Consider the following 22,818-nt stretch of genomic DNA (forward strand, 5'->3'; position numbering starts at 1 on the left):
TAAAAATATTTATTGGAGTCGGCGATGAAAGTAAAACGATACCAGGCAGACAGCATGCAGCAGGCTATGGCTATGGTGCGAGCGGAGCTGGGAAAGGATGCGGTATTGATCTCCACCAAGCGGGTCGATGGCAAGGTGGAGGTTCTGGCCGCCAGTGACTATGAGATTGAACAGGTAAAACGCGCGGTGGAAGAGCCGACACTGCCGGAGCCCGTGCGGCGGCAGGAACCCATGGCGGGCCCTGGCTCGAGCCGCGGATTCCCCCTTGAATTGCTGGCTGATCGGGAGGTTGAAAATCAGCGGCTCAAACTGAAGGAAAGAGAGCAGCAACTGGAAATTTACAGCCAGTCCAGGTCTCTGCAGGAGATGCAGGTGGAGATCGGCAGGCTCAGAAAGCTGTTCGAGGGTGAGATGGCCCAGCTGGTGTGGCGTGAATCCCATGATCGCCAGCCCAACCGTATGGCCCTGCTTTCCAGGCTGGAGATGACCGGTATCAATCACGATCTGGCCACCCGGCTGGTCGATAAGGTGCTCCCCTGCGATGACCTGGGGCTTGCCTGGCAGAAGGTGATCAGGATCCTGCTCAAAACCATGGGCAAATCCGCGCCTGATCCCCTTGAGGACGGCGGTGTTATTGCGCTGATAGGTTCTACCGGTGTCGGCAAGACAACCACGGCAGTGAAGCTGGCCGCTGGCTTCGCCAGAAAATACGGCAGGAATCAGGTGGCATTGATTACTACTGACGATTACCGGGTCGGTCAGCGTGAGCAGCTGCTGTCCCTGGGCAGCTCGCTCGGCCTGTCGGTCCAGGTTGCCGCCAGCCAGGAAGAAATGCGTCAGGCCATGGAGAGTTTCGCCGAGCGCAAGCTGCTGATCATCGATACGGCAGGTATCAGTCAGCGACAGCAGAACTTCCGGGAGCAGCTTGAGCTATTTCTGGAAGGGGAAAGGAAAGTTTCCCCCTACCTGGTTTTAAGTGCCACGGTCCAGGAGTCGGTAACGAATGAAACCATCAGGGCGTTTTCCGACCTGAATCCGGTGGCAGCCATCGTCACCAAGACCGATGAGAACGTGTCGATAGGACCGATGCTTTCCTCGCTGATACGCTTTCGACTGCCGGTAGCGTATGTCGGCACCGGCCAGGAAATCCCCGATGATCTGATACGCGCTGATGGGGAGTTTTTTACCGACAAGATCAGGGAATCCTATCGACATGCCATGGCGCAGACGCAGCGCCGTCGCAAGGCTTCCGCATGACTGCCCTGGCGCGCTATGCCCGCATCGTTACAACACAGGCTTAATGCTTTTCTCCCAGTGAAGGAATCGAATCATGACTTGGTCAGCACCTGTTAGAACAATAGCCGTAACCGGAGGAAAAGGGGGGGTAGGCAAGTCCAGCGTAGCAATCAATATCGCTATGGAACTGGTCAAGAGTGATAGATCCGTGCTGTTGCTTGATGCCGATCTGGGGATGGCCAATGTGGATATCATGCTCAACCTGAAGCCGGGCAGGGATCTTTCCCATGTGGTGGACGGTCAGTGTGCGCTGGAAGATATTATCGTCGAGGGGCCACGTGGCCTGCATGTTGTCCCGGCGGCTTCCGGGTTGGGGCGGATGGCGGCGCTCAGCAGCTTTGAGCAGATGGGATTGATCCGGGCGTTCAGCGATCTGGAAGCGCGCTACGAAGTTCTGATCGTCGACACGGCCGCGGGTATTGCCCCGGGTGTGCTCAGCTTTACCAAGGCCGCTCAGGAGTTGGTGCTGGTGTTGTGTGACGAGCCTGCCTCGCTGGCCGACGCGTACGGGTTGATCAAAGTCTTGAGCCGCGAACACGGCGTCAGGAAATTCCAGGTGCTGGCCAATATGGTAAAGGATCCGTCCCATGGCAGAGCGCTGTTTGCGAGACTTGCGGAGGTGGCCGATCAGTATCTTGATGTGAGTATCGGTTACCTGGGCAGTATTCCCCTGGATGACAATTTACGCGCGGCCACTAAATCAAGAGCGGCTGTCACCGATAAATATCCCTATAGTACGTCGAGTCTGGCATTCCAGCAGGTTGCGAGACGTCTCTGCGAGTTGCCGGCGCATTCGGGCGCCAATGGACAGATCGAATTTTTTCTTGAGAAGGCGCTCGCCGGTCAGAACAAGAGTATCGGGTACGGAAGAGGGATGTCATGAATATCGGAATGCAAAGTCGCGAGCTGGATGCAACCTTCTCTCGAGATACGTTGTTTGAAGAGAATATGTCTCTGGTCACGACTATTGCTCACCACATCGGCTCCCGTTTACCGGCAGGTAAAAGTGTCGACGACCTGATACAGGTGGGGCTTATCGGCCTTCTTGAAGCGGTGCGCACCTATGAGCCGCAACCGGGGGTGGATTTCAAAGCCTATGCGAATATTCGCATACGTGGCGCAATTATCGATGAACTGCGTCGGGAGACCTGGGTTCCGCGTTCCGTTCAGCAGAAATCGCGCCAGGTCTCTCAGGCCATTCAGGAGGTAGAGAACAGGTTGGGCCGGACCGCTACCGACGCGGAGATAGCAAGGGAATTGAATGTGTCGCTGGAGGAGTACGGCGATTTACTGGAAGCCGTGGCGAGTTGCAGCCTGTTCAGTCTGGACGATGAGAATGGTCTGTCCCATCCGGTAACCGATGAAAACGAAATCATCGACAAGATTCATTACGACGCCCTGAAATCCAAGCTGGCGAATATAATCGGTCAATTGCCCGAACAGGAGAAGCTGGTGGTTGCTTTGTATTACGACTACGGGCTGAATCTTCGGGAAATCGGTGAAGTGCTGAATGTGAGTGAATCCCGGGCCTGTCAGATTCACAGCCAGGCCATGAGCCGCCTGCGCATCAAGCTTCGAAACCACCTGAACGAAGGCGATATCTGAGCTTGTAAGTTTGAGAAGTGCGCCTGGCAGGCTGTTGGAGAACTTTAGGCCTGCCAATATACTTTCGCAACAGCGTGTCAGATGCCGGAAAGGTCCAGCAGGCTGTTTCTGAAATCTCCCGACACGCTGCCGTTTTCTTCGTAGGTGATCGCCCCGGAGTTGTGTGAAGCAGGAGTCAGGCTGTCCAGTACCCTGTTGATAAACTGAGAACGTCGGTTGATCAGCTGCCCGATAAGCCGGTTCTCCTGAACGAGTTGCTGTCCCAGCTTCGCCAGTCTGGCCAACCGTGTCGCAACGACAGCCGCGGACTCACTCTTGCTGGCCGCCTGCTGAAGAGTAGCGGCCTGCAGCGGCAGGCTGTGAGCGGAGGCAAACTGTATTCTTGTGTGGGTGGCCTGCTGAAGACCTTCCAGCAGGCGAAGCTTGTCGGTGTTGTCGTTATCGATGAAAGACGCGTCGCTGGCAAGCCTGGCACTTTCGTTCTGCAGAAACTGCAGTAACACCGTGGCGCAATCTATTTCATTCTGCAATAAACCGGCGAGTGTCGAATCGGGACTGGATTGGGTTTCCATCAACGGTGGCCTGCCTGTGATTGCCGGCTGAAATTCAGCGTTCCGGATCCGTGATCCCTGCTTCGGTTTCCAGCAGGTTGGCAGCTATGCGCTCCAGATTGATTTCCAGCTTGCCGCTGGCGATCAGCTGGCTGACTTCAGTTACCAGGGTATTGTTGACCTGCGGAGTGTCCTTGAGGAGCCCTTCAAGTTGCTGCAGGCGCGAAGCATCGCCCGTCATGCTGACCTTGTCGGCTGACGGAGAAGAAGTAGCTGCAATTGCCGCGGTTTTTGCCGCCCCCGGCTTTGGGGATTCCGGCTGCTGGGCCCCCTGGCTCTTGCCGGTGGCCAGGTTTAGCGGGATCTTGCCGGTATTGATTTCATTGCTCATCGGGATAACTCCGGTGCCTATCGCTACGCATGGCGATCCGCACAGTATAAGCGTTTCCTTGGGTTCTACCGTAGTACTTAATAACTACGACCGGTATGAAGAAAACCTTTAGTAAAAGGAACCTCTGATTACTTATGGAATCGCTCTGGCTTTCAGGCGAGGTCACTGACGAGGCGCCTTGCCGCCGGCATGCGTCGGCCTGTCAAGGCGAGGCAACGAAGGCAGTGGGCTCGCCTGAAAGCCCCTTCGGCCGGGGCCTGTCGGGCGCCACTGCGGCGTTGTCGCGCTTGGCAAGGGCTGGGCCATTCCCTGCGCACGACGCCTTGCAGTGACGCCCGACAGACTCCCGCAGAGCGTTTCCATAATTAATCAGAGGTTCCTAATGTTATCGGGTTCAAAAGTTGACCCGAACCGTGCTCCGGTCGAGTATCTCTGCCTCTACCTGGCGTCCGGAACTGTGATTCTGCACAGGTATACGGTCGCCACGGGATCCGCTGCGCATGGCCACTCCGGACATACGCACCTGGATACCGCCGCTGACCGCGACAATCCCTACCTCCTGGCCCTGTTTGACCAGCTGCCTGGCTCTCAAGGCATTGAGCGTGACAGCTGTGTCGGCCTGCAGCGGTCGCGTGGTTTCCATGCCGGTGAGCTGCTCCGGGCTGCTGATATGACGCAGCGGCAGCTTTGCAATGGGCAGCTTGCGAATTTCCAGCGCATCGGCTGTCAGGGCTTCACCGCGCAACAGCGGTCGCCGGGTGAATACCACATCGGCAAGCGCCTCGATCGTCACGGGTACATAGAGAGTCCAGGGCTTGGCGCCGGTGCATTTTACACCCACCGTGGTGCGGGCCAATTGACGGGTTCTGGCGGTGGCGAAGGCTTCCAGTGGGACGTCACACTCGGCCAGGTTCAGCCGTGGATCAAGCTCCGCCGCCTGGGCCTGGATAGCGGACAGACCCGCGGTGTCAATCTGGTCGCGGGCGAACTGCGCGGCAACGGAACGAATCACTTCGTGGGATTGAATCGCGCCGTTTTCCGCCAGCGCCAGGGGCGCGGCCAGGCAGCCAGCGCAAAGCAGCAGTGATGAGAATTGTCGACAGCCCGTCAAAATATTGACCTTCATGGTTACCCTGTAGTCAGTGAAGCCCTTGTAGGACGCGGTTCAACTGATTGCATGTTCATAGAGATTCTTTTAGATGCAATGTACATGCCATGGGGAAGGATCCCTGTCCGAGGGCCAGCGTCCTCCGGAGTGGACCTGTCCAGGGAGCCTTTGATTAATTACCACAATGCTATGGCCTTCAGGCGAGTTCGCTGGCAAGGCGCATTGCCGCTTTCGGTTCGCTACCGGCGGCAAGCCTTGCCGCTGGAGCGGTAATTCCTTGCCGCCCGGACCCCTTCGGTCTCAGAAAAATGCCCTTAACAGATTGATATAGAAGGATAAATTGTGGTTGGCACGGGTGATGCAAAGCCAGCCTGTAGCGAAAATCTTCAGGCCTGCCAGTAAGGACCGGCTTCACGAGGTGGAAAGTATGAGTTGGATAGACAGCGCCCTGGGAATTCACCCCGCCCTGTTGCAGTTTCAGTCGCAGCGCAGCTCTGCGCTGGCTGCCAACATCGCCAACGAGAGTACGCCGGGTTTCAAGGCGCGGGATTACGATTTTCAGTCGGTCATGCGTTCGATTGCGAGCGGTGCCGAAACCGGCTTGCGTACTACGCAGGCTCGGCACCTGGCAGGACCCGGCAGCAGGGGGTCTGCCAATCTGCTCTATCGCGTGCCAACCAAGCCACTGGTCGATGGCAACAGCGTTGAGCCGGAAGTGGAACAGGCACTCTTCGCAGAAAATGCCCTGCGGTATCAGGCCTCTCTGCAATTTCTGGACGGGGCGTTCTCGGGACTCAAGCTGGCAATCAGAGGGCAGCGCTGATGGGAATTACTGACACTTTCAAAATCACCGGTACCGCACTGAGTGCGCACAGCATCCACATGGACGTGATTGCCCGGAATATGGCCAGCGCGCAACTGGTCAGTGGCTCAGAGCAAAGCGCTTACCGTGCCCGTCGCCCCGAATTTGCCGCCCTGTTGAATAACAGTTTCCAGACCCTTGGCGGCGCGGGCCCTCTGACCGGGGGGCGCGAGACGGCCGGTATCACAGTAAGGCGGGTTAATGAAAGTTCGACGCCGGTGGAGCGCAAGCATATGCCGGAAAGTCCCCTGGCTGATGAGCAGGGCTATGTCTATCTCTCCAATGTGAACGTGGTGGAGGAAATGGCTTACATGATGCAGGCCTCGCGGGCCTACCAGTCGAACTTGGAGGTGATGAATACCGCCAAGCAGTTGATGTTGCGGACATTAAGCATGGGCAGCAGATAATCGCAGCGGAACAGGCAAAGGGTTTCGATAGAGGTCGAATAGAAAGGTCAAGCGTTAAGGTCGAGAGTCAAGGGCAAGGATATAGCATGGAAGGTTTGGAACAGGTATTCGGTAGTTCGTACAACCCGGGCTCCAAGCAACTGGATCAACCCAGAAACGAGCTGGGCCAGGAGGATTTCTTCCGCCTGATGGTGGCGCAACTGAACAATCAGGACCCCACCAAACCTCTGGACAATGCTGAATTTTTGGGACAACTGGCCCAGTTCAGTACAGTTTCCGGCATTGATGATATGAATGAGTCTTTTGGTGGGCTGGTGAATAATTTCTTTACCTCTCAAGCCATGATGGCGGCGCAGCTGATAGGCCGGGAAGTGCTTACTGAAGCGGGCCCGATTCTTGATGCTTTCTTCACACCTGGAGAAGAATTGCTGGGAGGCATCATCGCGGAAAATCCAACCGAGGATGCGCGCGTCACCATCTATGACGGATCGGGCAACCTGATCAATTCGATAGCGCTGGGAGATATCGAAGCGGGGTCACACCAGTTTGCCTGGAATGGCGCGGTGAAGGGTGGGGGCGAGGCCGAACTGGGCAAATACCTGATCGTGGCCGAGGGCTGGGTCGATGGCGGGCTTACCAGCCTTGCCATGCAGCAATACAGAGAGGTCACCAGTGTATCGGTCGATCGGCAGAACACCTCGGTCCTGCTACAGCTGGATAACGGTGAAGACGTGAAATTTTCACAGGTCAATGAATTCAAATAATCAGATTCACACTAGAAGGAGAAAAACATGTCATTCGATACAGCAATCTCGGGTATCAAGGCAGCCTCAACAAACCTTGGCATCATTGGCAACAATATCGCCAATGCCGGCACCACCGGATTCAAGTATTCCCGTGGCGAGTTTGCTGACTTGTTTGCCACCAGCAAGCTGGGTACCGCCAGCAACGCGATCGGTAAAGGCGTGCAGGTTAAGTCGGTCAACCAGTCCTTTACTCAGGGCAATATAACTTTCACTGACAACGTGCTGGACATGGCGGTCAGCGGTACCGGTTTTTTTGTGCTCAACGACGGCGGCTCGCAGGTATACAGCCGCGCCGGTAACTTCCAGGTGGATAGAGAGGGATATGTCGGTAATTCCAGCGGGCACCGACTGATGGTGTTCAATACCAATACGGCGGGAGATACGTCAGGGGGGATAGGCGAGCTGCGGATCGATACTTCCCAGATTCAGCCCAATGCCACCAGCGATGTAGAGTTCACCGCTAATCTCGATTCGCGGGAAGTGCCGCCCACCATTGCATGGCCGGCAACGGGATTTGACGCCTTTGCGTTGCCGCCCACAGCGCCTGATGCGGATATGTTCAATGCTTCAACCGCAGCCACTATCTATGACAGTCTGGGTAATCCGCACACGCTCAGCTTGTATTTTTCCAGAACCGCCACCGGCAACGAGTGGAACATCCATACTCTGATCGACGGGGTGTCTCAGAGCGGTCCGGATACTTTGCAGTTTACTGACATGGGTATTATCGATTCAGCAAGCCTGCCGTTTGAACTCAACATAACCGGGTGGACGCCGCTGGACAGCACGGGCGCTGCCAACGGTGCTGCAGCGCAGGACTTCATCGTTGATTTGTCGAACCTCACCCAGTACGGCGATTTCTTCAGCGTTTCAGATATCCAGCAGGATGGGTTCGCAACAGGTCAGCTTTCGGGGGTTGAGGTAGGCGATACAGGCATAGTGTTTGCAAGATTTACCAATGGCCAGTCGCGAGCGCTCGGCCAGGTTGCACTGGCTGACTTTTCCAATTCGTCTGGTCTGCAGCCATTGGGCAATAGTGTCTGGGCAGAGACATTCGCATCGGGGCAGCCGGTTCTCGGCGCCCCTGGAGCCGGTGGGTTGGGTCTGGTGCAATCCGGTGCGCTGGAGGAATCCAATGTTGAAATCACACAGGAGTTGGTAAACATGATCATAGCGCAGCGAAACTTTCAGGCTAACGCGAAGGTCATCCAGACGCAGGACGCGGTGAATCAGACGGTAATCAACCTGCGCTAGGTCTAATCCAAACCGCCTTTTTGAGGAGTAGAGAGTGAGCCAAGTCTACGTAACGGCCATGGAGAACGCCAGACAGATCATGCTGGCCCAGGCGGTCAACGCCAATAACCTGGCCAATGCCAGTACTGACGGGTTTCGTGCCGAGCTCTCCTATCTGATGGACACCGATCAGGGTCGGCTGGCTTTCAGCTCACCCGATCTTTCAGGCGGTTACGTCAGGTCCACCGGTAGAAATCTCGATGTTGCAGTCAAGGGTGACGGCTGGATCGCAGTGCAGGGGCTCGATGGGCAGGAAGCGTATTCGCGGCGGGGAGACCTGCAGATCGACCCCTTCGGTCAGCTCACCGATGGCGCCGGTCATCCCATTCTGGGGAACAACGGCCCGATTGCCCTGCCACCCTACGCGAATGTGGAGATCGCCACAGACGGTACCCTGTCAATCCAGCCGCTTGGTCAGCCGGCCAACACGCTGGCGATAGTCGACCGCATCAAACTGGTCGAGTTGGCCCCCGAGCAGGTGGTACGTGGCGATGACGGTCTGATGCGTGCAGCCGATGGTGCGGCCGCCCCCGCCAGCGCCTCGGCCCAGCTCATTGCCGGGAGCCTGGAAGGCAGCAACGTCAATGCCGTGGAAGAAATGGTCAAGATGATTGATCTGGCCCGGCGTTTTGAGGCGCAGATACAGCTGATGCGCTCCGAGGACGAAAACAACGCGTCTCTCGCGGAACTGATGAATTTCAGTTGATGGTTGAAGTTTGATAATTGATCCGCTGGTGTTCGGCAATGCTGACGGGTAGCAAATCGAAATTTTCAGGAGACAGTAATGACCCAGGCTTTATGGATAGCCAAGACAGGTCTTGATGCTCAGCAGACAAAAATGTCAGTTATTTCCAATAACCTGGCCAATGCCAGTACGGCGGGATTCAAGCGCAGTCGGGCGGTATTTGAGGATCTGCTGTACCAGAATCAGCGTCAGCCCGGCGCCCAGTCGTCCCAGGACACCACTTACGCCACCGGCCTTATGCTGGGCACCGGCGTACGCATCATGGCGACGGAAAAGATTTTTTCCCAGGGTGCCGCGTCGCAAACCCAGAATCCGCTGGATGTATCAATCGAAGGCAAGGGATTTCTGCAGGTGCTGATGCCCGACGGCAGCCTCGCCTACAGTCGCTCAGGGTCCATGCAGGTTGATGCCCAGGGGCAGCTGGTGACGCCAAATGGCTATCCAATTCAGCCCGCCATCAATATCCCTATTGATGCGCAATCGGTAACTATTGGAACGGATGGTACTGTGACAGTCAGCCTGCCGGGAACCGCTGCCGTCACCCAGGTGGGGACCATTCAGCTGGCCGATTTCATTAACCCTGCCGGCCTGCAGGCGACAGGAGGCAACTTGTTCGTGGAGTCGACATCCAGCGGGGCACCGCAGGTCGGCGTCCCGGGTCTGAACGGGCTGGGACTCCTCAGGCAGGGTTATATCGAAGGTTCCAATGTCAACGTGGTGGAAGAGCTGGTCAGTATGATCGAAACCCAGCGGGCCTATGAAATGAACAGCAGAGCGGTCTCCACGGCCGATCAGATGCTGCAATTCGTCACCAATAACCTGTAGAGGCTGAGTCATGATCGGTTCTGAATTCGTCAATTTCAGGTTGCTGTCGCTCACTGTTCTGTTTGTTCTGGCGGCCTGCAGCAGTGCGCCGGAGGAGGGCATGGAAGAATATGTCCCAAGCTACGAGCGCTTGCGGGCCGCGGCCCCGAAAAGTGGCAATGGCGCCATTTACAGCCCTGGCCTGGAGCTGGCGCTGTATGAAGACGCCAAAGCGCGACGGGTTGGTGACATCCTGACGGTTCTGCTGGTGGAAGAGACCTCAGGCCAGAACTCCATGGACAACAGCATCAATTCCTCCACTGAACTGAACCTGGATACGCCTGTTTTCGGCGGGCAGAGCGAGCCCGATTTCAACTACCAGGTTGGCGGTGGCAGCACTTTCGAAGGCCAGAGTGGCAGCAGCCAGAGCAACAGGCTTAACGGCAGTATCGCTGTCACGGTGCACCAGGTTTTACCTAATGGCAATCTGGTAGTAGAGGGCGAGAAGTGGATTCGAATCAATCAGGCTAATGAATACGTCAAGCTGGAGGGTGTTGTAAGGCCCATCGACATTGGTTCTTTCAATACCCTCTACTCGACCCAGGTAGCAGATGCCAGAATTACCTACGCAGGCAAGGGTACCAACAGTCAAAGTAACTCCCCTGGCTGGGTGGCAAGAATTCTGTTCAGTCCTTTGTGGCCATTCTAGTACATTCGTTCTGGTAATAAGGAAATGCAGGCAATGAGAATTTCTTCAGTTCAGATGAGGGCAGGGAAAGGTTTATCCTTTCGGGCAGTGCTGTGGTGCTGCGCGCTTACACTTTCCACCAGCGTGTACGGGGAGAGGATCAAGGATCTGGCCGGCATAGAAGGGGTCAGGACCAACCAGCTGGTGGGCTACGGCCTGGTGGTTGGTCTGCCCGGCACCGGAGACCAGACCAGTCAGACCCAGTTTACCGTGCAGAGTCTGCGTACCAGTCTTGCGCAGCTGGGTGTGCTGATCCCGGAAAATATCAATCCGCAGCTCACTAATGTGGCGGCGGTGCTGGTCCATGCGGAGCTGCCTCCGTTCGCTAAGGCCGGTCAGACCATCGACGTCACCGTATCGTCTGTGGGTAATGCCAACAGTCTGCGGGGCGGGTCTTTGCTGTTGACACCCCTGAAAGGCGCCGACGGCCAGGTGTACGCGCTGGCCCAGGGCAATATGGTGGTCGGGGGCTTCGGTGCAGAGGGTGCTGATGGCTCCTCGGTTACGGTTAATATCCCCAGCAGCGGCAGGATACCTAACGGTGCCACCGTGGAGCGTGAAGTGGCCAACCCGTTTGCCAGTGAGCCCAGAATTACTCTGAATCTGCACCAGCCGGATTTCACTACGGCAATGAATCTTTCCCAGGCGATCAATGGATTCTTCGGTCCGGATACGGCATTTGCCCTGGATGGTTCCTCGGTCAGCGTCAGGGGGCCGCTGGATGTTAACCAGAAGGTGGCCTTTATCTCGGCGTTGGAAAATCTCGAAGTTGAGAGTGGATCGGCTGCTGCCAAGGTGATTATTAATTCAAGAACCGGAACCGTGGTTATCGGTGCCGAGGTCAAGGTAACCGAAGCCGCCGTGGCCCATGGCAGTCTGACGGTCACCATCGATCAGGACCTGTTTGTCAGTCAACCGGCGCCATTCAGTGAGGGCGATACGGTCGTTGTGCCTGACTCGACTATCTACGTGGAAGAGGAAGAAAACCGTATGTTCCTGTTCGAGCCAGGTGTCTCTCTGGACGACCTGGTCCGGGCGGTAAATCAGGTGGGTGCCTCGCCCAGCGACCTGGTGGCAATACTGGAAGCCTTGCAGCAGGTGGGCGCCCTGCGGGCAAAGCTGATAGTTATTTAGGGAACCTCTGATCCTGTAGAGGTTAAGGAAATTTTAGAATCGACCGTAAATAGTCGGGGAACACAGCATGGCAACGGCAGACATATATACGGATTTTTCCGGGCTGGCAAGCCTCAAGACACAGGCCCGGTTCGAGCCGACTGGGGCGGTCAAAGAGGTCGCCCAGCAGTTCGAGTCATTGTTCGTCGGCATGATGATGAAAGCCATGCGGGACGCCGTCCCCAAGGATGGACTGTTTGGCAGTAGCCAGCTGGACAGCTATCAGGACATGTTTGACAAGCAATTGGCGGTGGATCTGTCCCGGCAGGGCGGAATCGGGCTGGCAGCGTTAATAGAGCAGCAGATCGCTACCGGTGCCACATTTGCGGCTCCGGACGGCCAGAACCTGGTGTCGGCTGTTGAGGTTGGGCTGTAACCGTCTGGGGTAATAAACTTCGAGCTAAGAAGAACTTGAGTCAGTAACCGTTTGAGTCACTGACGTTACGGGTTGATCAGGCAGCCTGTGCAAATTCCTTTGCAAACTGAAGAGCAACGGTAGTTACCATGGTAGATGTGCTGAAAATGGGTGCCAACTCGCTGATCAATATTCAGCGGGCCATTGCCACGACTGGCAACAATATCGCCAACGTCAATACCGAGGGCTACAGTAAGCAGACAGTCCATTTCGGTACGACGCCCGCCCAGGATCTGGGCTTTGGGTTTGTCGGCACCGGGTCGGAAATAACAAGTATTGAAAGATCGTTTAACGATTTTCTTTCTTCCCAGGTGCAGGACTTTGCATCCAGTACCAGCCGTTACCAGGCTTTCGTGGACTACAGCTCCAGACTGGACAACCTGCTGGCCAACTCCGAAACCAGCCTCAACTCCTCCATGCAGCGCTTTTTCGGTGCCTTTGCTGACGTTGCCGCCAACCCGTCGGTGCTTCCTGAACGTCAGGCATTACTTGGGGAGGCCGGTAACCTGGCCGATCGGATCAACGGTTTCTACAACTCGCTGCAGGATCTTAACGACGAGGTAAACAGCGAGCTGCGGATTACCGCAAAGGACATTAACAGCATTGCTGACAGTATCAGTGCCCTGAATGCACAGATTGTCAGAGCCTCGGCTTCGAGAACTGGTGCCACACCGAACGACCTGCTGGATCAGCGGGATCTCCTGGTTAAGGAGTTATCTCAGTACATCGAAGTGTCCACTGTCCAGCAGGGCAACGGCTCGCTGAATATTTTCATCGGCAAAGGGCAGTCGCTGGTGGTGGGCGAAGTGGCGACCCATTTGACTCTGGAGCCGAACAGTCTCGACGCCAGGCTCCTCGAGGTGGGCGTGGAGGGGCTGTCGGTGGGCAGCAGCTCGGCGCGCTTCATCACCGGAGGCAAGCTGCAGGGCCTGCTGGATTTTCGTAACCGCGTGCTACTACCCGCCGAGTCCCAGTTGGGTCTGGTGGCGCTGGGCTTGAGCGAGGCTGTCAATGGGCAGCATCGTGCCGGTATGGATCTCAATGGGGATCTGGGTACGGACCTTTTCAGCCCGACCGTGGTTGCTGTTGCCGAGGGCGAGTTCAACACCGGTACCGCCACGCCAGTTGTCTCACTCACTGATGTCACGGAAGTCAGGCCCAGCGATTACGAGCTGAGCTATGATGGCAGTGCCTGGTACCTGACTCGTCTAACCGACAATACCTCGGTATCCGGGGCGGGCCCGCTGCTGTTGGATGGCATATCCGTTGACGTGAGTGGTGGAGCGCCTGCTGCCGGTGACAGCTTTGTGTTCAACCCGGCCCGGTCAGCCGCCTCCAGTTTTAACCTGGGACTTTCTGATCCACGCCGGATCGCGGCAGCCGCACCTGTCGGGGTGATCAATACCAACAGCAATGCCGGGTCCGGACAGGTCAGCAGCGTGGTAGTCGACACGGCGATTCCATCCGGGCTGCCGCTGCCTTCGGCGGTTACTCTCACTTTTGATCCGGATGCATTGGGGCCCGGAGTCCCGGGTTTTACCGTTAGCGGCGGGCCCGGAGGTATTTCCCCCCTGGGCTACGATCCGTCGACGGAGTCAGCGGGCAAGACTCTGGCGCTCGGAACAACAGGCATCGATTTTACTGTTGGCGGAGTACCCCAGGCCGGTGACACCTTTGTGATCAGCAACAATAGCGGCGCCACCGGTGACAATCGCAATGCGCTGCTGATCGGCGACCTGCAGACCCAGCCGCTACTGAATGGCAAGTCGGAAACTTTTCAGGAACTGTATGGCTCAATGGTCGCCCAGGTAGGAGTGTCCACCAACCAGGGTAGCAACAGCCTGAATCTGGAAACATCGCTGCTGGAACAGGCGGAGAGTTACCAGGATAGCGTCACCGGGGTGAACCTGGATGAGGAAGCGGCCAATCTGTTGCGCTATCAGCAGGCCTACCAGGCATCGGCGCAGCTGGTCCGAATCTCTGAAGAGATGTTTCAGACCCTGATTAATTCCTTTGGACGATAAGGCTGATTAGCGAAGTATTTTGAGTATGCGAATTTCTACTTTACAACTTTATCAGCAGGGTCTGTCAGCCTTGCAGGATCAGCAGGCCAAGTTGCAGCGCACTGAGTTGCAGCTGGCCAGCGGTCTGCGTTTTAACAAGCCCTCCGAGGATCCTGCCGCAGCGGTCAAGGTGCTCGACCTCACTGCCCGGATCGACAAGATCGATCAGTATTTCCGCAATAGCACCCTGGCTGAAGCATCACTGGCTTTCGAAGAGAGCGTGATGGGAAATCTGCAAAACTCACTGCAGCGAGTCAGAGAGCTGGTAATTCAGGGCAACAATGATACCAATTCGGACAGTGATCGAGCCAGCATTGCCCAGGAGCTCTACCAGCGACTCGACGAATTGGTTGCGCTGGCTAACACGCGGGATGCTCAGGGTGAGTATATTTTTGGGGGTTTCCGGGTGGAGTCGCCGCCGTTTGTCGAAACAGGTACTGCGGTTCAGTACCAGGGTGACCAGGGGCAGCGGATGCTGCAGGTTGGTGACGGCAAACAGGTTGCCATCCGCGATAGTGGTCAGGAAGTGTTTCAGAATATCCGTGGCGGCGATGGCGTGATCCAGGTCGAGGCAAGCGCGGCGAATACTGGTACGGCCGTGGTGGGTTCTTTCGGCTTGACGACAAGTTTTAGCGCCGATGTCTATACGGTTACCTTCAACCAGGCGGTACCCACTGACCCGATAACCTACACTGTCACCGACAGTGCCAGCTCCGTGGTGTCTTCCGGGAACTATGAGGCGGGCGCATCCATTGCCTTCGCCGGCGCACAATTCAACGTCACCGGCACGCCTGCTGATGGGGATGAAATTGTCGTCTCACCGGCACAGAAGCGGGATATTTTCTCTACCGTCAAGGCCCTCGCCGATGCCCTGGCCCGGCCCGCCCCGGACCCGGCCAGCGCTGCGCGGTTTCACAACGCGATGAACAGCGGACTGGCCGCTCTCGATCAGGGCATGGAAAAAATGTCTTCGATCAGGGCTGGTATAGGTGCCCGCCTGAATAACCTGGAATCCTTTAACGAGGTGAATGAGGATTTTAAGCTGCAGTTGCAGACGACCCTTTCCGACACCCAGGATCTTGATTTCGCCGAGGCCATCTCCCGCTTTAATCTGCAGCTTACCTCCCTGCAGGCTGCCCAGGAAGCCTATATTCGCACTACCGGCCTGACTCTTTTTCAGTATCTTTGAAAAAGAGTCAATAGCTGTTCACCTGATTTTTTTGATTGGTGACTAAGAAGCCTCTGCTTAGTGACCGCAATGTTATGCGGTTATTGATCAGAGGTTATTTGGCTCTGTTATTTCCTTGCTCATTTCCTCGCTCGTTTTCTTTCTCAGCTCCTTTTTCGGTTCCTTCCCCGACTCACAGTACGCCGTATCTTTGTTCTCGGTAGTTCAATCAGAAACTTTAATAAGAGTTGGTCAAAAACCGTTGCGCTATGTGATCCCCATCACTTGAGTTCCTGTGAGAGGGCCCGTAACTTCCGCGAAAGCTCTTGGTTTCAAGTGCCGACACTGATTTTTTCCTCCCAAATATTTTCCAAATATTTCTGTGAGTTGGGTGCAAAAGGTGTTGCAGTTAACAAAATGATTGAAACAGGTGATTTTGGGTAAAGGAAATTTGTGGGCCTGTCGTAGAGAGCGTTGTCAGCAGCGATGCTGTGAATAATTAACCCAAAGTAAAGATCTCTGCAGTCTGGTGCGAGTACCACTGAAGGGACAGAAAAGGAAATTAAAATGCCACAAGTCATTAATACCAATATTGCGTCTTTGAACGCACAGAGAAACTTGAATCGTTCTCAGGGTATGCTTAATACTTCGTTGCAGCGTCTTTCCTCTGGTCTACGAATCAATAGTGCCAAAGATGATGCAGCGGGTCTTGCTATTTCTGAGCGTTTCACCTCCCAGATCCGCGGCCTGAACCAGGCAGCCCGGAACGCCAACGACGGTATCTCACTGGCCCAGACCGGTGAAGGTGCTCTGGCGGAAGTGACTAATAACCTGCAGCGGATTCGTGAGCTGTCGGTTCAGTCTGCCAACGCCACCAATAGCGCGTCTGACCGGGCCGCTCTGCAGCAGGAAGTAAGCCAGCTGGTTGCTGAAATAGACCGGGTTGCGACACAAACCAATTTCAACGGTGTGAACCTGCTGGACGGGACGTTCGCTTCCCAGACTTTTCAGGTAGGCGCCAACGTCGGTGAGACGATTGACGTATCCGGACTGGCCAGCGCCAGGACTTCCTCGCTGGGTCAGTACGCGGGTTTTACCCTGACTAACCAGTCCATCGGCACTGCCAGCGACACTCCGGCAGCTCAGACTGTTGACGTCGACGGTACCACTTACTCGCTGGGCACCATTGCCAACGATGCCAAGGCTCTTGCGGATGCGATCAATGCTTCCGGTGTCCAGGGGCTGACTGCCTCCGCTGACGTGAACAGCGTAGCTGGTACAACTTCCGCGATAACAGGTAGCGCTGCGGATGCTGACGTCATTACCATTAATGGCCTGGACATTAGTGTCACCAACTCGGCTAATGCGGCCACCAATCGAACTCTTGCCGTCGAAGCCATCAATGCCCAGTCAGCAGTTACTGGCGTGATAGCCGCTGACGATGGCACTGGAGTTGCCTTGACTGCAGCCGATGGGCGAAACATCACAGTAGGCTTTACCGCTGGTGCTGCGGCTACAGCTGCCGACTACGGTCTGGCTACGGCTACAACAGGCGCCACAATCGACGTCAGCTATGTAGCACCTACCGGTGTAACCGGTGACGTGACCTTCGGCGGTGCCTTTGCTCCAGGTGCTCAGACAATCGCCAGCACCGGTACAGCCATGAGCGCCGTGGATATTTCTACGGTCTCTGGTTCTGAAGCGGCTATCACGGCGGTGGACGCGGCACTGAACGCCGTTAACAGCTCTCGCGCGACACTGGGTGCGATCCAGAATCGTTTCGAGTCAGTGATAACCAGTGTGAATACTACTTCCGAAAACCTGTCCGCTTCGCGCTCCCGCATCATGGATGCCGACTTCGCGGCTGAAACAGCCAACCTGACCAAGGCGCAGATCCTGCAGCAGGCCGGTACGGCCATGCTGGCCCAGGCTAACTCTCTGCCAGGAAACGTGCTGTCCCTTCTTGGCTAATTCGAGAAGCGTTAACTTAAGCCAGGCAGTTGCAACCGCTACGGGATTGCAACTGCCAGCGGCTCAAGGCTGAAAGCAGCAGGGAAGCGTTTTCAGCACCAGTTTAAGTGATGTTATGCGCTCAGGTGATGGAGGACCGGTAAGATGACGTCATTGAGTAAGTCCAGTCTGTCCGGGAGTTCGTCCCGCAAAGTCGCTCAATCCGGTTCCTCATCCGCCATTCAAAGCAGGCATGAACTTGCCGCTGGTGGCAATGGGTTGCCAGAACAGAGGGTTCAAGCAGTGGATCCCAAAGCCGCAATTCGCTCATCCCTGGATCAAGCGGTAAAAAATGCCAGTAGGTATGCCAGTAAGGCGGGGCGCAGGCTGAAATTCACCATTGAAGAGAAACTGAATCGAACCATCGTGACGGTTCGCGATAACGAAACCAACGAAGTAGTACGTCAGATCCCTATCGAGGAAATGATGGCCCTGGCGGAATTGCTCGCCGATGTCCAGGGGCCGGGTGAGGATACTTACCTTAAAGGCCTGTTTTTCGATCAGGATACCTGAGCTGGTTGCCTCGATCTGCTCAGCCAGGCAACCAGAAAACGGTTCTGGTATGGATGTTGCATTTTAAGTGCCAATATATACGCCAATGTAAGTGTCAATTCAGTTGTGAAGAAAACACACCTTGAGAAAATAGCAACCTTGAAAAGACTGTTGCCATGACGAATAAACACAGAACTCGCAGTATTCACCCGGGCAATACGTTTGCCCCAATGGGTGATGTATCCCTGCGTCTCGGCGCAATGAACAAAGCCTTTTTCAGTGTTCGTTTTAGCAATCTGAGGTACAGGCAATGATCACTGCGAGCGGTCTGGGATCGGGTCTGGATATACAAGGGCTGGTTGACAGCCTGGTGGCGGCGGAGCGGTCAGGCTCAGACCTGCGGCTGAATCGTGAAAGCGCCAAGCTGCAATCGAAATTCTCCGCCCTCGGTTCGCTGAAAGGTGCCCTGTCAAATTTTCAGTCCTCGCTCGGTGGGATCTCATCTCTCGCCACTTTCACCGCTAACAATGCCACCAGCTCCAAAAGCTCGGCTCTGAGTGTTTCGGCTGACAGCTCTGCCCAGGAAGGCAATTATTCTTTTTCGATTAATCAGCTGGCTCAATCGCAGAGTCTGGCAAGCCTCGGTGTTGCCGAGACCGATACTGCGCTGGGCACTGGCAGCCTGACAATCAGCTTCGGGACCACTGACTACGACAGTGGCAGCGATATCTACAACGGGTTTGTGCAGAATACGGAAAAAAGTTCGCTTATCCTCAATATTGACAGCAGCAACAATACCCTTGAGGGGATAATGAGGGCCATCAATCAGGCTGAGGCCGGGGTAAAGGCGTCAATCGTCTTCGACGGATCAGGCCACAGGCTACTCTTGAGTTCCGATGACACCGGGGTTGCCAGTAGTATGCAGGTCACGGTCGCTGACGGTGACGGTAATAATACCGATCAAAGCGGGCTGTCCTTTCTGGCCTTCAACGCCAGTGCCACCAACCTGGAGCAGACCGTGGCGGCCCAGGATGCAAGCCTGACCATCAACGGGCTCACTATTTCCAGTGCCAGCAATACCGTCGACGATGCCATACAAGGTCTCAGTTTTACGTTGAAGGAGGTCAGCGCTGAGCCTGTACAGGTAGCAGTGCAACCCAATACGGCAGGGGTCAAGTCGGCGGTAGAAACATTCGTCGACGGCTACAACGACTTTATTAAGATAGCCAATAACCTCTCTGCTTATGATCCGGAAACCAGGCGAGCCGCTGCCCTGGTCGGTGACTTTACTTTACGTTCGGTCGAGACTCAGATTGGCGGAATTCTGCGTGGTGCCGTGGCAATCCCCGGTGAGTCATTCCGAAGCCTGGCAGAACTGGGCATCACCACCACTGCCGATGGCACGCTTACTCTCAACGATGCAAAGTTTGACGCGGCGCTGGGCGATGACCCGCAACGTGTCGCACAGATGTTCACCAGCTTTGGTGTCGCTAGTGATGTGGGTGTCTCTTATCTTGGCTCATCTGACATGACGGCTGCCGGCGTTTACAACGTCAATGTGACGGCACTGGCAGAGGCGGGTTTCTATACCGGTAGTTCAGTGCTGCCAAGCTTCTCCGGGAATAGCGTACTGATCGACTCGGACAACGATAGTCTGACCGTCTCAATCGACGGCATTGAATCGGGGTCCATTAACTTGACCCAGGGAGTCTATGGAACTGGCGAAGATCTGGCAGCAGAGGTTCAGGCCCGCATCAATGCCGCTTCGCCATTGGCGAACGCAGGTCTCTCGGTACTCGTTACCTACAACAGTAGCACCGCCAGCCTGTCGATTACCTCTGACACAGTGGGCAGTGCCTCCAGGGTGGATATCGTGGCTGCAGACAACGCTACCGCGGCGACGCTCGGGCTGGCGGTAGGGGCCGGTACACAGGGCGCTGACATGGTTGCCCTTATTAACGGAGTGCAGGCTGACGCGATTGGGAATATTCTCGAAGGCGCAGAGGGCACCGATGTTGAGGGCCTACGACTGGAAGTCAACACAGCGACCCTGGGCAGTCTGGGCAGCGTGACTTTCACCAGGGGTGTTGGTGCCAGTCTGAATGTGTTGATGGATCAGCTGCTGGGCGTCGAAAGTTCGCTCAATGATCGAATCGAGTCACTCGATAATCGCATAGACAGCATCGAAGAGCGCCGATCGCAGCTGGAATTGCGCTGGGAAGCGGTTCGGGCGCGCTATACGAGCCAGTTCAATGGATTGGATTCGTTGCTGGGGCAGTTGCAGGGCACCAGTCAATTCCTTGAACAGCAGTTGAATGGCCTGATCCAGCTGAATAGAACCAACAGTTAACGCGGTGGGCCGTTGGCTACTAAATATAAAATAGTGAATCGAATGATTGAATACCCTCAGGAAGTCAGATTATGTACGATCAATACGGCGTAAGTCACTATCAGAAAATTGGCGTGGAAACCCGTGTTTCTTCTGCGGACCCACACAACCTGGTCACCATGCTGTTTGATGGTCTGCTTGAGAAACTGGCCAGGGCCAGCGGTGCTATCGCGCGAGGAAACATTGGTGAAAAGGGTTCCTCTCTCAGCGCCAGCATCAAGATAATCGATGGTCTGCGTGCCAGCCTGGATTACGAGAAAGGCGGCGAGATAGCCAGCAATCTGGGTGCTATGTACGATTACATGGAGCGCCGTCTACTGGAGGCCAATACGAAGTCCAGCGCCGAAATCGTCGCCGAGGTGGTCTCGTTGGTCAAACAGATAAAGTCAGGCTGGGATGCTATTCCGGCTGCAAACCGAGGTGTCTGATGTTGCAAGTCGTCCCTTCAGGATCCCTGGACGAAGCTACCCGCAAACAGCTGCAGGTTTCCCGGCGTAGATTTCGCCTTGCAAGGTTGTTGCGCAGCACTGAGGAAATACTGAGCCATGCCCAGGCAGGTGACTGGGAGGCGGTAGAGAAGCAGGAATATCTGCGACAGATGGAGCTGGCTGCCTGCTTCTCGGAAACCGACCATGATGACTCTCAGGAAGTGATCGAGGCGTTGGCCGCTCTCGTGCACATGAACAAAGAAATTACCCGTCTGGTGGCCGAAGCGAGGCAGCGGCTGATAGTCCAGCAACAGGCGGCAGAAGTCCGCCACGAGGCAGTGAAGCGCTATGACTGGTATGAATAGACCGCCGGCACTCGCAGCAACGATCCCGCAACACAGTTTCATTGACAAAAAGCCAGTACAAACAGAGATCAGGTGCAGCTCATGAGCAAGACTCTACATCCGGTCATGCTCGGAATCGGGTTTACGGCCGCCCTGTTCGCCAACCCTGCCGCGTTTGCCGCGGGGCCAGGATCCGAGCTTTCCTCAGGAGTCTATGTTACCCGACCCCTGTTACCGTCTCTTTCCAGCGCAGATTCGAACAGCCTGAGTGTGGGGGTATTTGCACCTGTTCTGCACGACTCTTTGGCAGGGGTTACTGAACAGTTGTTTTTCGACTGCGTGCCGGGTACGGGGCTGGTGAGCCTGGGAGGCCAGAGTCAATTCGCCGACTATATTCGCAGCGCCCTGATCGAACAGCTGGCATTAGCGGATATTTATGCGGCCGGATCGGCCGTTCAGCTTACGGGCGAATTGCAACAGGTCGAATTGTTCCTTGATCAAGTTGCCGGCCAGCAGTCAGCAAGGGGAACCTGGCAGTTCCAGTTGGCGCTGCAGTCTTCACTTGGGGGTGGGGAAGTTTTCGCTATTGACTATTCTTATCCGATAGCCAATTACGCGAAATATTGCGAGGAAATGGCTAGCCAGTTTATGAAGGGAGTGCAGGCGCTTATGTCGGAAATACTGGGTAGTGAAGAGTTCGCTGAATTACTGCGCCGACGGGATGAAACCTGATTCTTTTATCTTCTTAAGGTTGCTCTACTGTCTGTATTCGTCTACTGACGGTTGAGCCCAGGTCACTCTGCTCTGGAAGGTGTCTGCTGTTTATTGTTTGCCGATTACCGAATATGCCGCCTAAGCCTTGCGCTGTCTCAGCCTGGTCTTTCGCAATAATTCCAGCTCTTCCATGGCCAGTTTCAGCTCATTCTTGAGCCGCTTATTTTCCTTGCGTAGTACGCCAAGCTCATCAGTGTCAATCTGATCCTTGAGTCGGATGTAGGCATTTACCCAGTTGCTGAGGCGGTGCTCGGGGACGCCCAGGCGTTCTGATACGCTTGCTACCGAGTGCTCCAGAACGACCACCTGTTTGACCGCCTCTTTCTTGAATTCTTTGGAAAAATCCTTGTCCGTCATCACTTGCTCCTGGGGGGGGATTTGACTCGATGCGGTTACCAATTTCAAGCCTTTTACAATCCGATGCGCTCTACTGAATCACAAAGCCGGTAAACAACACGGATTCGATCTCCTTGGAGCTGAGTAATTCGGCGATTTTTTCCTGGGCCTGTTTGCGCAGGCGCTCCTTACCTTCTGTGGTTTCAAGTTCGGTGAATTCGTAAGAGCCCAGTAACAGAATCAGGGAGTCCTGGAGCAGCGGCGTGTTGTCAAACAGCTGATCGAGTGTGTCTTCGTCGCGAGTCATCACCGACAGCTTCACCTGCAGATAGCGTAACTTTCCCTGGTAATTGGCGCTCACTACCAGAGCCGGTAGATTGTGATAAAGGGCTGGAGGCAGATCCTTTAGCTCCGGTTCGGCGACTTCCTCCCCTTCGCTCAGCGCCACGTCTTCAGTCGGGCTGTCCTTCAGGACGAAAAAATAGGCGCTGGCGCCGCCGCCGGCAACAACCAGCAGGCCAACGATTGAGATCAGGACTAGTTTCTTTTTCAACTTGGGTTCTCCCACGTGTAGTGAACTGAAATATAGCGAACTTTAATAAAGCGAACC

Annotated in this window: 25 protein-coding genes; 20 read left to right on the forward strand and 5 right to left on the reverse strand. The window is 55.5% G+C overall.

The genetic code is table 11. The features are described from left to right. Nucleotides 1-24 precede the first annotated feature (24 nt). The 3 genes from flhF (at nucleotide 25) to R3F50_10275 (ending at nucleotide 2,901) form a co-directional block, all read left to right on the forward strand. On the forward strand, nucleotides 25-1,257 hold the full coding sequence (gene flhF / locus R3F50_10265) for a flagellar biosynthesis protein FlhF (protein ID MEZ5490689.1): 1,233 nt from the start codon (nucleotides 25-27) through the stop codon (nucleotides 1,255-1,257). Nucleotides 1,258-1,330: 73 nt separating this feature from the next. Then, on the forward strand, nucleotides 1,331-2,179 hold the full coding sequence (locus tag R3F50_10270; protein ID MEZ5490690.1) for a MinD/ParA family protein: 849 nt from the start codon (nucleotides 1,331-1,333) through the stop codon (nucleotides 2,177-2,179). Next, nucleotides 2,176-2,901 carry an RNA polymerase sigma factor FliA gene (locus R3F50_10275; protein MEZ5490691.1) on the forward strand — a complete coding sequence of 242 codons (726 nt, stop codon included), beginning with the start codon at nucleotides 2,176-2,178 and terminating at the stop codon, nucleotides 2,899-2,901. Before R3F50_10270 ends, R3F50_10275 begins: the two co-directional genes overlap by 4 nt. Before the next feature lie 77 nt (nucleotides 2,902-2,978). Here the strand turns inward: R3F50_10275 and R3F50_10280 are convergent, their stop codons facing one another. The 3 genes from R3F50_10280 to flgA all read right to left on the reverse strand — a co-directional run bounded on the left by R3F50_10280 (nucleotide 2,979) and on the right by flgA (nucleotide 4,969). Continuing rightward, nucleotides 2,979-3,473, reverse strand: coding sequence for a flagellar protein FlgN (locus tag R3F50_10280; protein MEZ5490692.1), 495 nt, complete (start codon nucleotides 3,471-3,473; stop codon nucleotides 2,979-2,981). A gap of 34 nt (nucleotides 3,474-3,507) precedes the next feature. Next, the gene (gene flgM / locus R3F50_10285; GenBank protein MEZ5490693.1) at nucleotides 3,508-3,843 is read right to left on the reverse strand and encodes a flagellar biosynthesis anti-sigma factor FlgM; all 336 of its coding nucleotides are present in this window, start codon (nucleotides 3,841-3,843) and stop codon (nucleotides 3,508-3,510) included. A 394-nt stretch (nucleotides 3,844-4,237) separates the two neighbouring features. Next, complete coding sequence (gene flgA / locus R3F50_10290; GenBank protein ID MEZ5490694.1) at nucleotides 4,238-4,969, reverse strand: flagellar basal body P-ring formation chaperone FlgA; 732 nt, start codon at nucleotides 4,967-4,969, stop codon at nucleotides 4,238-4,240. Between the two features lie 409 nt (nucleotides 4,970-5,378). On the opposite strand from flgA, the gene flgB reads away from it, so the two are divergent. The 17 genes from flgB (at nucleotide 5,379) to R3F50_10375 (ending at nucleotide 21,830) form a co-directional block, all read left to right on the forward strand. Continuing rightward, the gene (flgB, locus tag R3F50_10295; GenBank protein ID MEZ5490695.1) at nucleotides 5,379-5,774 is read left to right on the forward strand and encodes a flagellar basal body rod protein FlgB; all 396 of its coding nucleotides are present in this window, start codon (nucleotides 5,379-5,381) and stop codon (nucleotides 5,772-5,774) included. Next, complete coding sequence (flgC, locus tag R3F50_10300) at nucleotides 5,774-6,220, forward strand: flagellar basal body rod protein FlgC (GenBank protein ID MEZ5490696.1); 447 nt, start codon at nucleotides 5,774-5,776, stop codon at nucleotides 6,218-6,220. Before flgB ends, flgC begins: the two co-directional genes overlap by 1 nt. A gap of 86 nt (nucleotides 6,221-6,306) precedes the next feature. Then, nucleotides 6,307-6,984, forward strand: a complete 678-nt coding sequence (locus R3F50_10305; protein ID MEZ5490697.1) for a flagellar hook capping FlgD N-terminal domain-containing protein — start codon at nucleotides 6,307-6,309, stop codon at nucleotides 6,982-6,984. Between the two features lie 27 nt (nucleotides 6,985-7,011). Further along, nucleotides 7,012-8,280 carry a flagellar hook protein FlgE gene (gene flgE / locus R3F50_10310; GenBank protein MEZ5490698.1) on the forward strand — a complete coding sequence of 423 codons (1,269 nt, stop codon included), beginning with the start codon at nucleotides 7,012-7,014 and terminating at the stop codon, nucleotides 8,278-8,280. 58 nt (nucleotides 8,281-8,338) lie between these two features. Further along, the gene (gene flgF, locus R3F50_10315) at nucleotides 8,339-9,025 is read left to right on the forward strand and encodes a flagellar basal body rod protein FlgF (GenBank protein ID MEZ5490699.1); all 687 of its coding nucleotides are present in this window, start codon (nucleotides 8,339-8,341) and stop codon (nucleotides 9,023-9,025) included. Nucleotides 9,026-9,103: 78 nt separating this feature from the next. Continuing rightward, nucleotides 9,104-9,889 (forward strand): flagellar basal-body rod protein FlgG, encoded by a 786-nt coding sequence (gene flgG, locus R3F50_10320; protein ID MEZ5490700.1) that lies wholly within the window; start codon nucleotides 9,104-9,106, stop codon nucleotides 9,887-9,889. Nucleotides 9,890-9,899: 10 nt separating this feature from the next. Beyond that, the gene (locus tag R3F50_10325; GenBank protein ID MEZ5490701.1) at nucleotides 9,900-10,577 is read left to right on the forward strand and encodes a flagellar basal body L-ring protein FlgH; all 678 of its coding nucleotides are present in this window, start codon (nucleotides 9,900-9,902) and stop codon (nucleotides 10,575-10,577) included. A gap of 33 nt (nucleotides 10,578-10,610) precedes the next feature. Beyond that, complete coding sequence (locus tag R3F50_10330; GenBank protein MEZ5490702.1) at nucleotides 10,611-11,750, forward strand: flagellar basal body P-ring protein FlgI; 1,140 nt, start codon at nucleotides 10,611-10,613, stop codon at nucleotides 11,748-11,750. A gap of 67 nt (nucleotides 11,751-11,817) precedes the next feature. Then, the gene (locus tag R3F50_10335) at nucleotides 11,818-12,165 is read left to right on the forward strand and encodes a rod-binding protein (GenBank protein ID MEZ5490703.1); all 348 of its coding nucleotides are present in this window, start codon (nucleotides 11,818-11,820) and stop codon (nucleotides 12,163-12,165) included. Nucleotides 12,166-12,293: 128 nt separating this feature from the next. Then, nucleotides 12,294-14,228: a flagellar hook-associated protein FlgK gene (gene flgK / locus R3F50_10340; GenBank protein ID MEZ5490704.1), complete on the forward strand. Its 1,935-nt coding sequence runs from the start codon at nucleotides 12,294-12,296 to the stop codon at nucleotides 14,226-14,228. Nucleotides 14,229-14,253: 25 nt separating this feature from the next. Next, nucleotides 14,254-15,456, forward strand: coding sequence for a flagellar hook-associated protein FlgL (flgL, locus tag R3F50_10345; protein ID MEZ5490705.1), 1,203 nt, complete (start codon nucleotides 14,254-14,256; stop codon nucleotides 15,454-15,456). 546 nt (nucleotides 15,457-16,002) lie between these two features. After that, on the forward strand, nucleotides 16,003-17,406 hold the full coding sequence (locus R3F50_10350) for a flagellin (protein MEZ5490706.1): 1,404 nt from the start codon (nucleotides 16,003-16,005) through the stop codon (nucleotides 17,404-17,406). 144 nt (nucleotides 17,407-17,550) lie between these two features. Beyond that, complete coding sequence (locus tag R3F50_10355) at nucleotides 17,551-17,958, forward strand: flagellar protein FlaG (GenBank protein MEZ5490707.1); 408 nt, start codon at nucleotides 17,551-17,553, stop codon at nucleotides 17,956-17,958. Between the two features lie 289 nt (nucleotides 17,959-18,247). Continuing rightward, a complete protein-coding gene (gene fliD / locus R3F50_10360) occupies nucleotides 18,248-20,287 on the forward strand; it encodes a flagellar filament capping protein FliD (GenBank protein ID MEZ5490708.1) in 2,040 nt (679 codons plus the stop codon). Between the two features lie 71 nt (nucleotides 20,288-20,358). Next, entirely contained in the window at nucleotides 20,359-20,754 is a 396-nt protein-coding gene (fliS, locus tag R3F50_10365; protein MEZ5490709.1) for a flagellar export chaperone FliS, read from the forward strand. After that, complete coding sequence (locus R3F50_10370) at nucleotides 20,754-21,119, forward strand: hypothetical protein (GenBank protein MEZ5490710.1); 366 nt, start codon at nucleotides 20,754-20,756, stop codon at nucleotides 21,117-21,119. Before fliS ends, R3F50_10370 begins: the two co-directional genes overlap by 1 nt. Before the next feature lie 81 nt (nucleotides 21,120-21,200). Beyond that, a complete protein-coding gene (locus R3F50_10375) occupies nucleotides 21,201-21,830 on the forward strand; it encodes a hypothetical protein (protein ID MEZ5490711.1) in 630 nt (209 codons plus the stop codon). Between the two features lie 120 nt (nucleotides 21,831-21,950). Here the strand turns inward: R3F50_10375 and R3F50_10380 are convergent, their stop codons facing one another. Next, nucleotides 21,951-22,229 carry a transposase gene (locus R3F50_10380; protein MEZ5490712.1) on the reverse strand — a complete coding sequence of 93 codons (279 nt, stop codon included), beginning with the start codon at nucleotides 22,227-22,229 and terminating at the stop codon, nucleotides 21,951-21,953. Nucleotides 22,230-22,299: 70 nt separating this feature from the next. Continuing rightward, a complete protein-coding gene (locus R3F50_10385; protein MEZ5490713.1) occupies nucleotides 22,300-22,761 on the reverse strand; it encodes a flagellar basal body-associated FliL family protein in 462 nt (153 codons plus the stop codon). Nucleotides 22,762-22,818: the final 57 nt, after the last annotated feature.

The sequence above is a fragment of the Gammaproteobacteria bacterium genome, assembly GCA_041395725.1.
Classification (GTDB): Bacteria; Pseudomonadota; Gammaproteobacteria; order Pseudomonadales; family Pseudohongiellaceae; genus NORP240.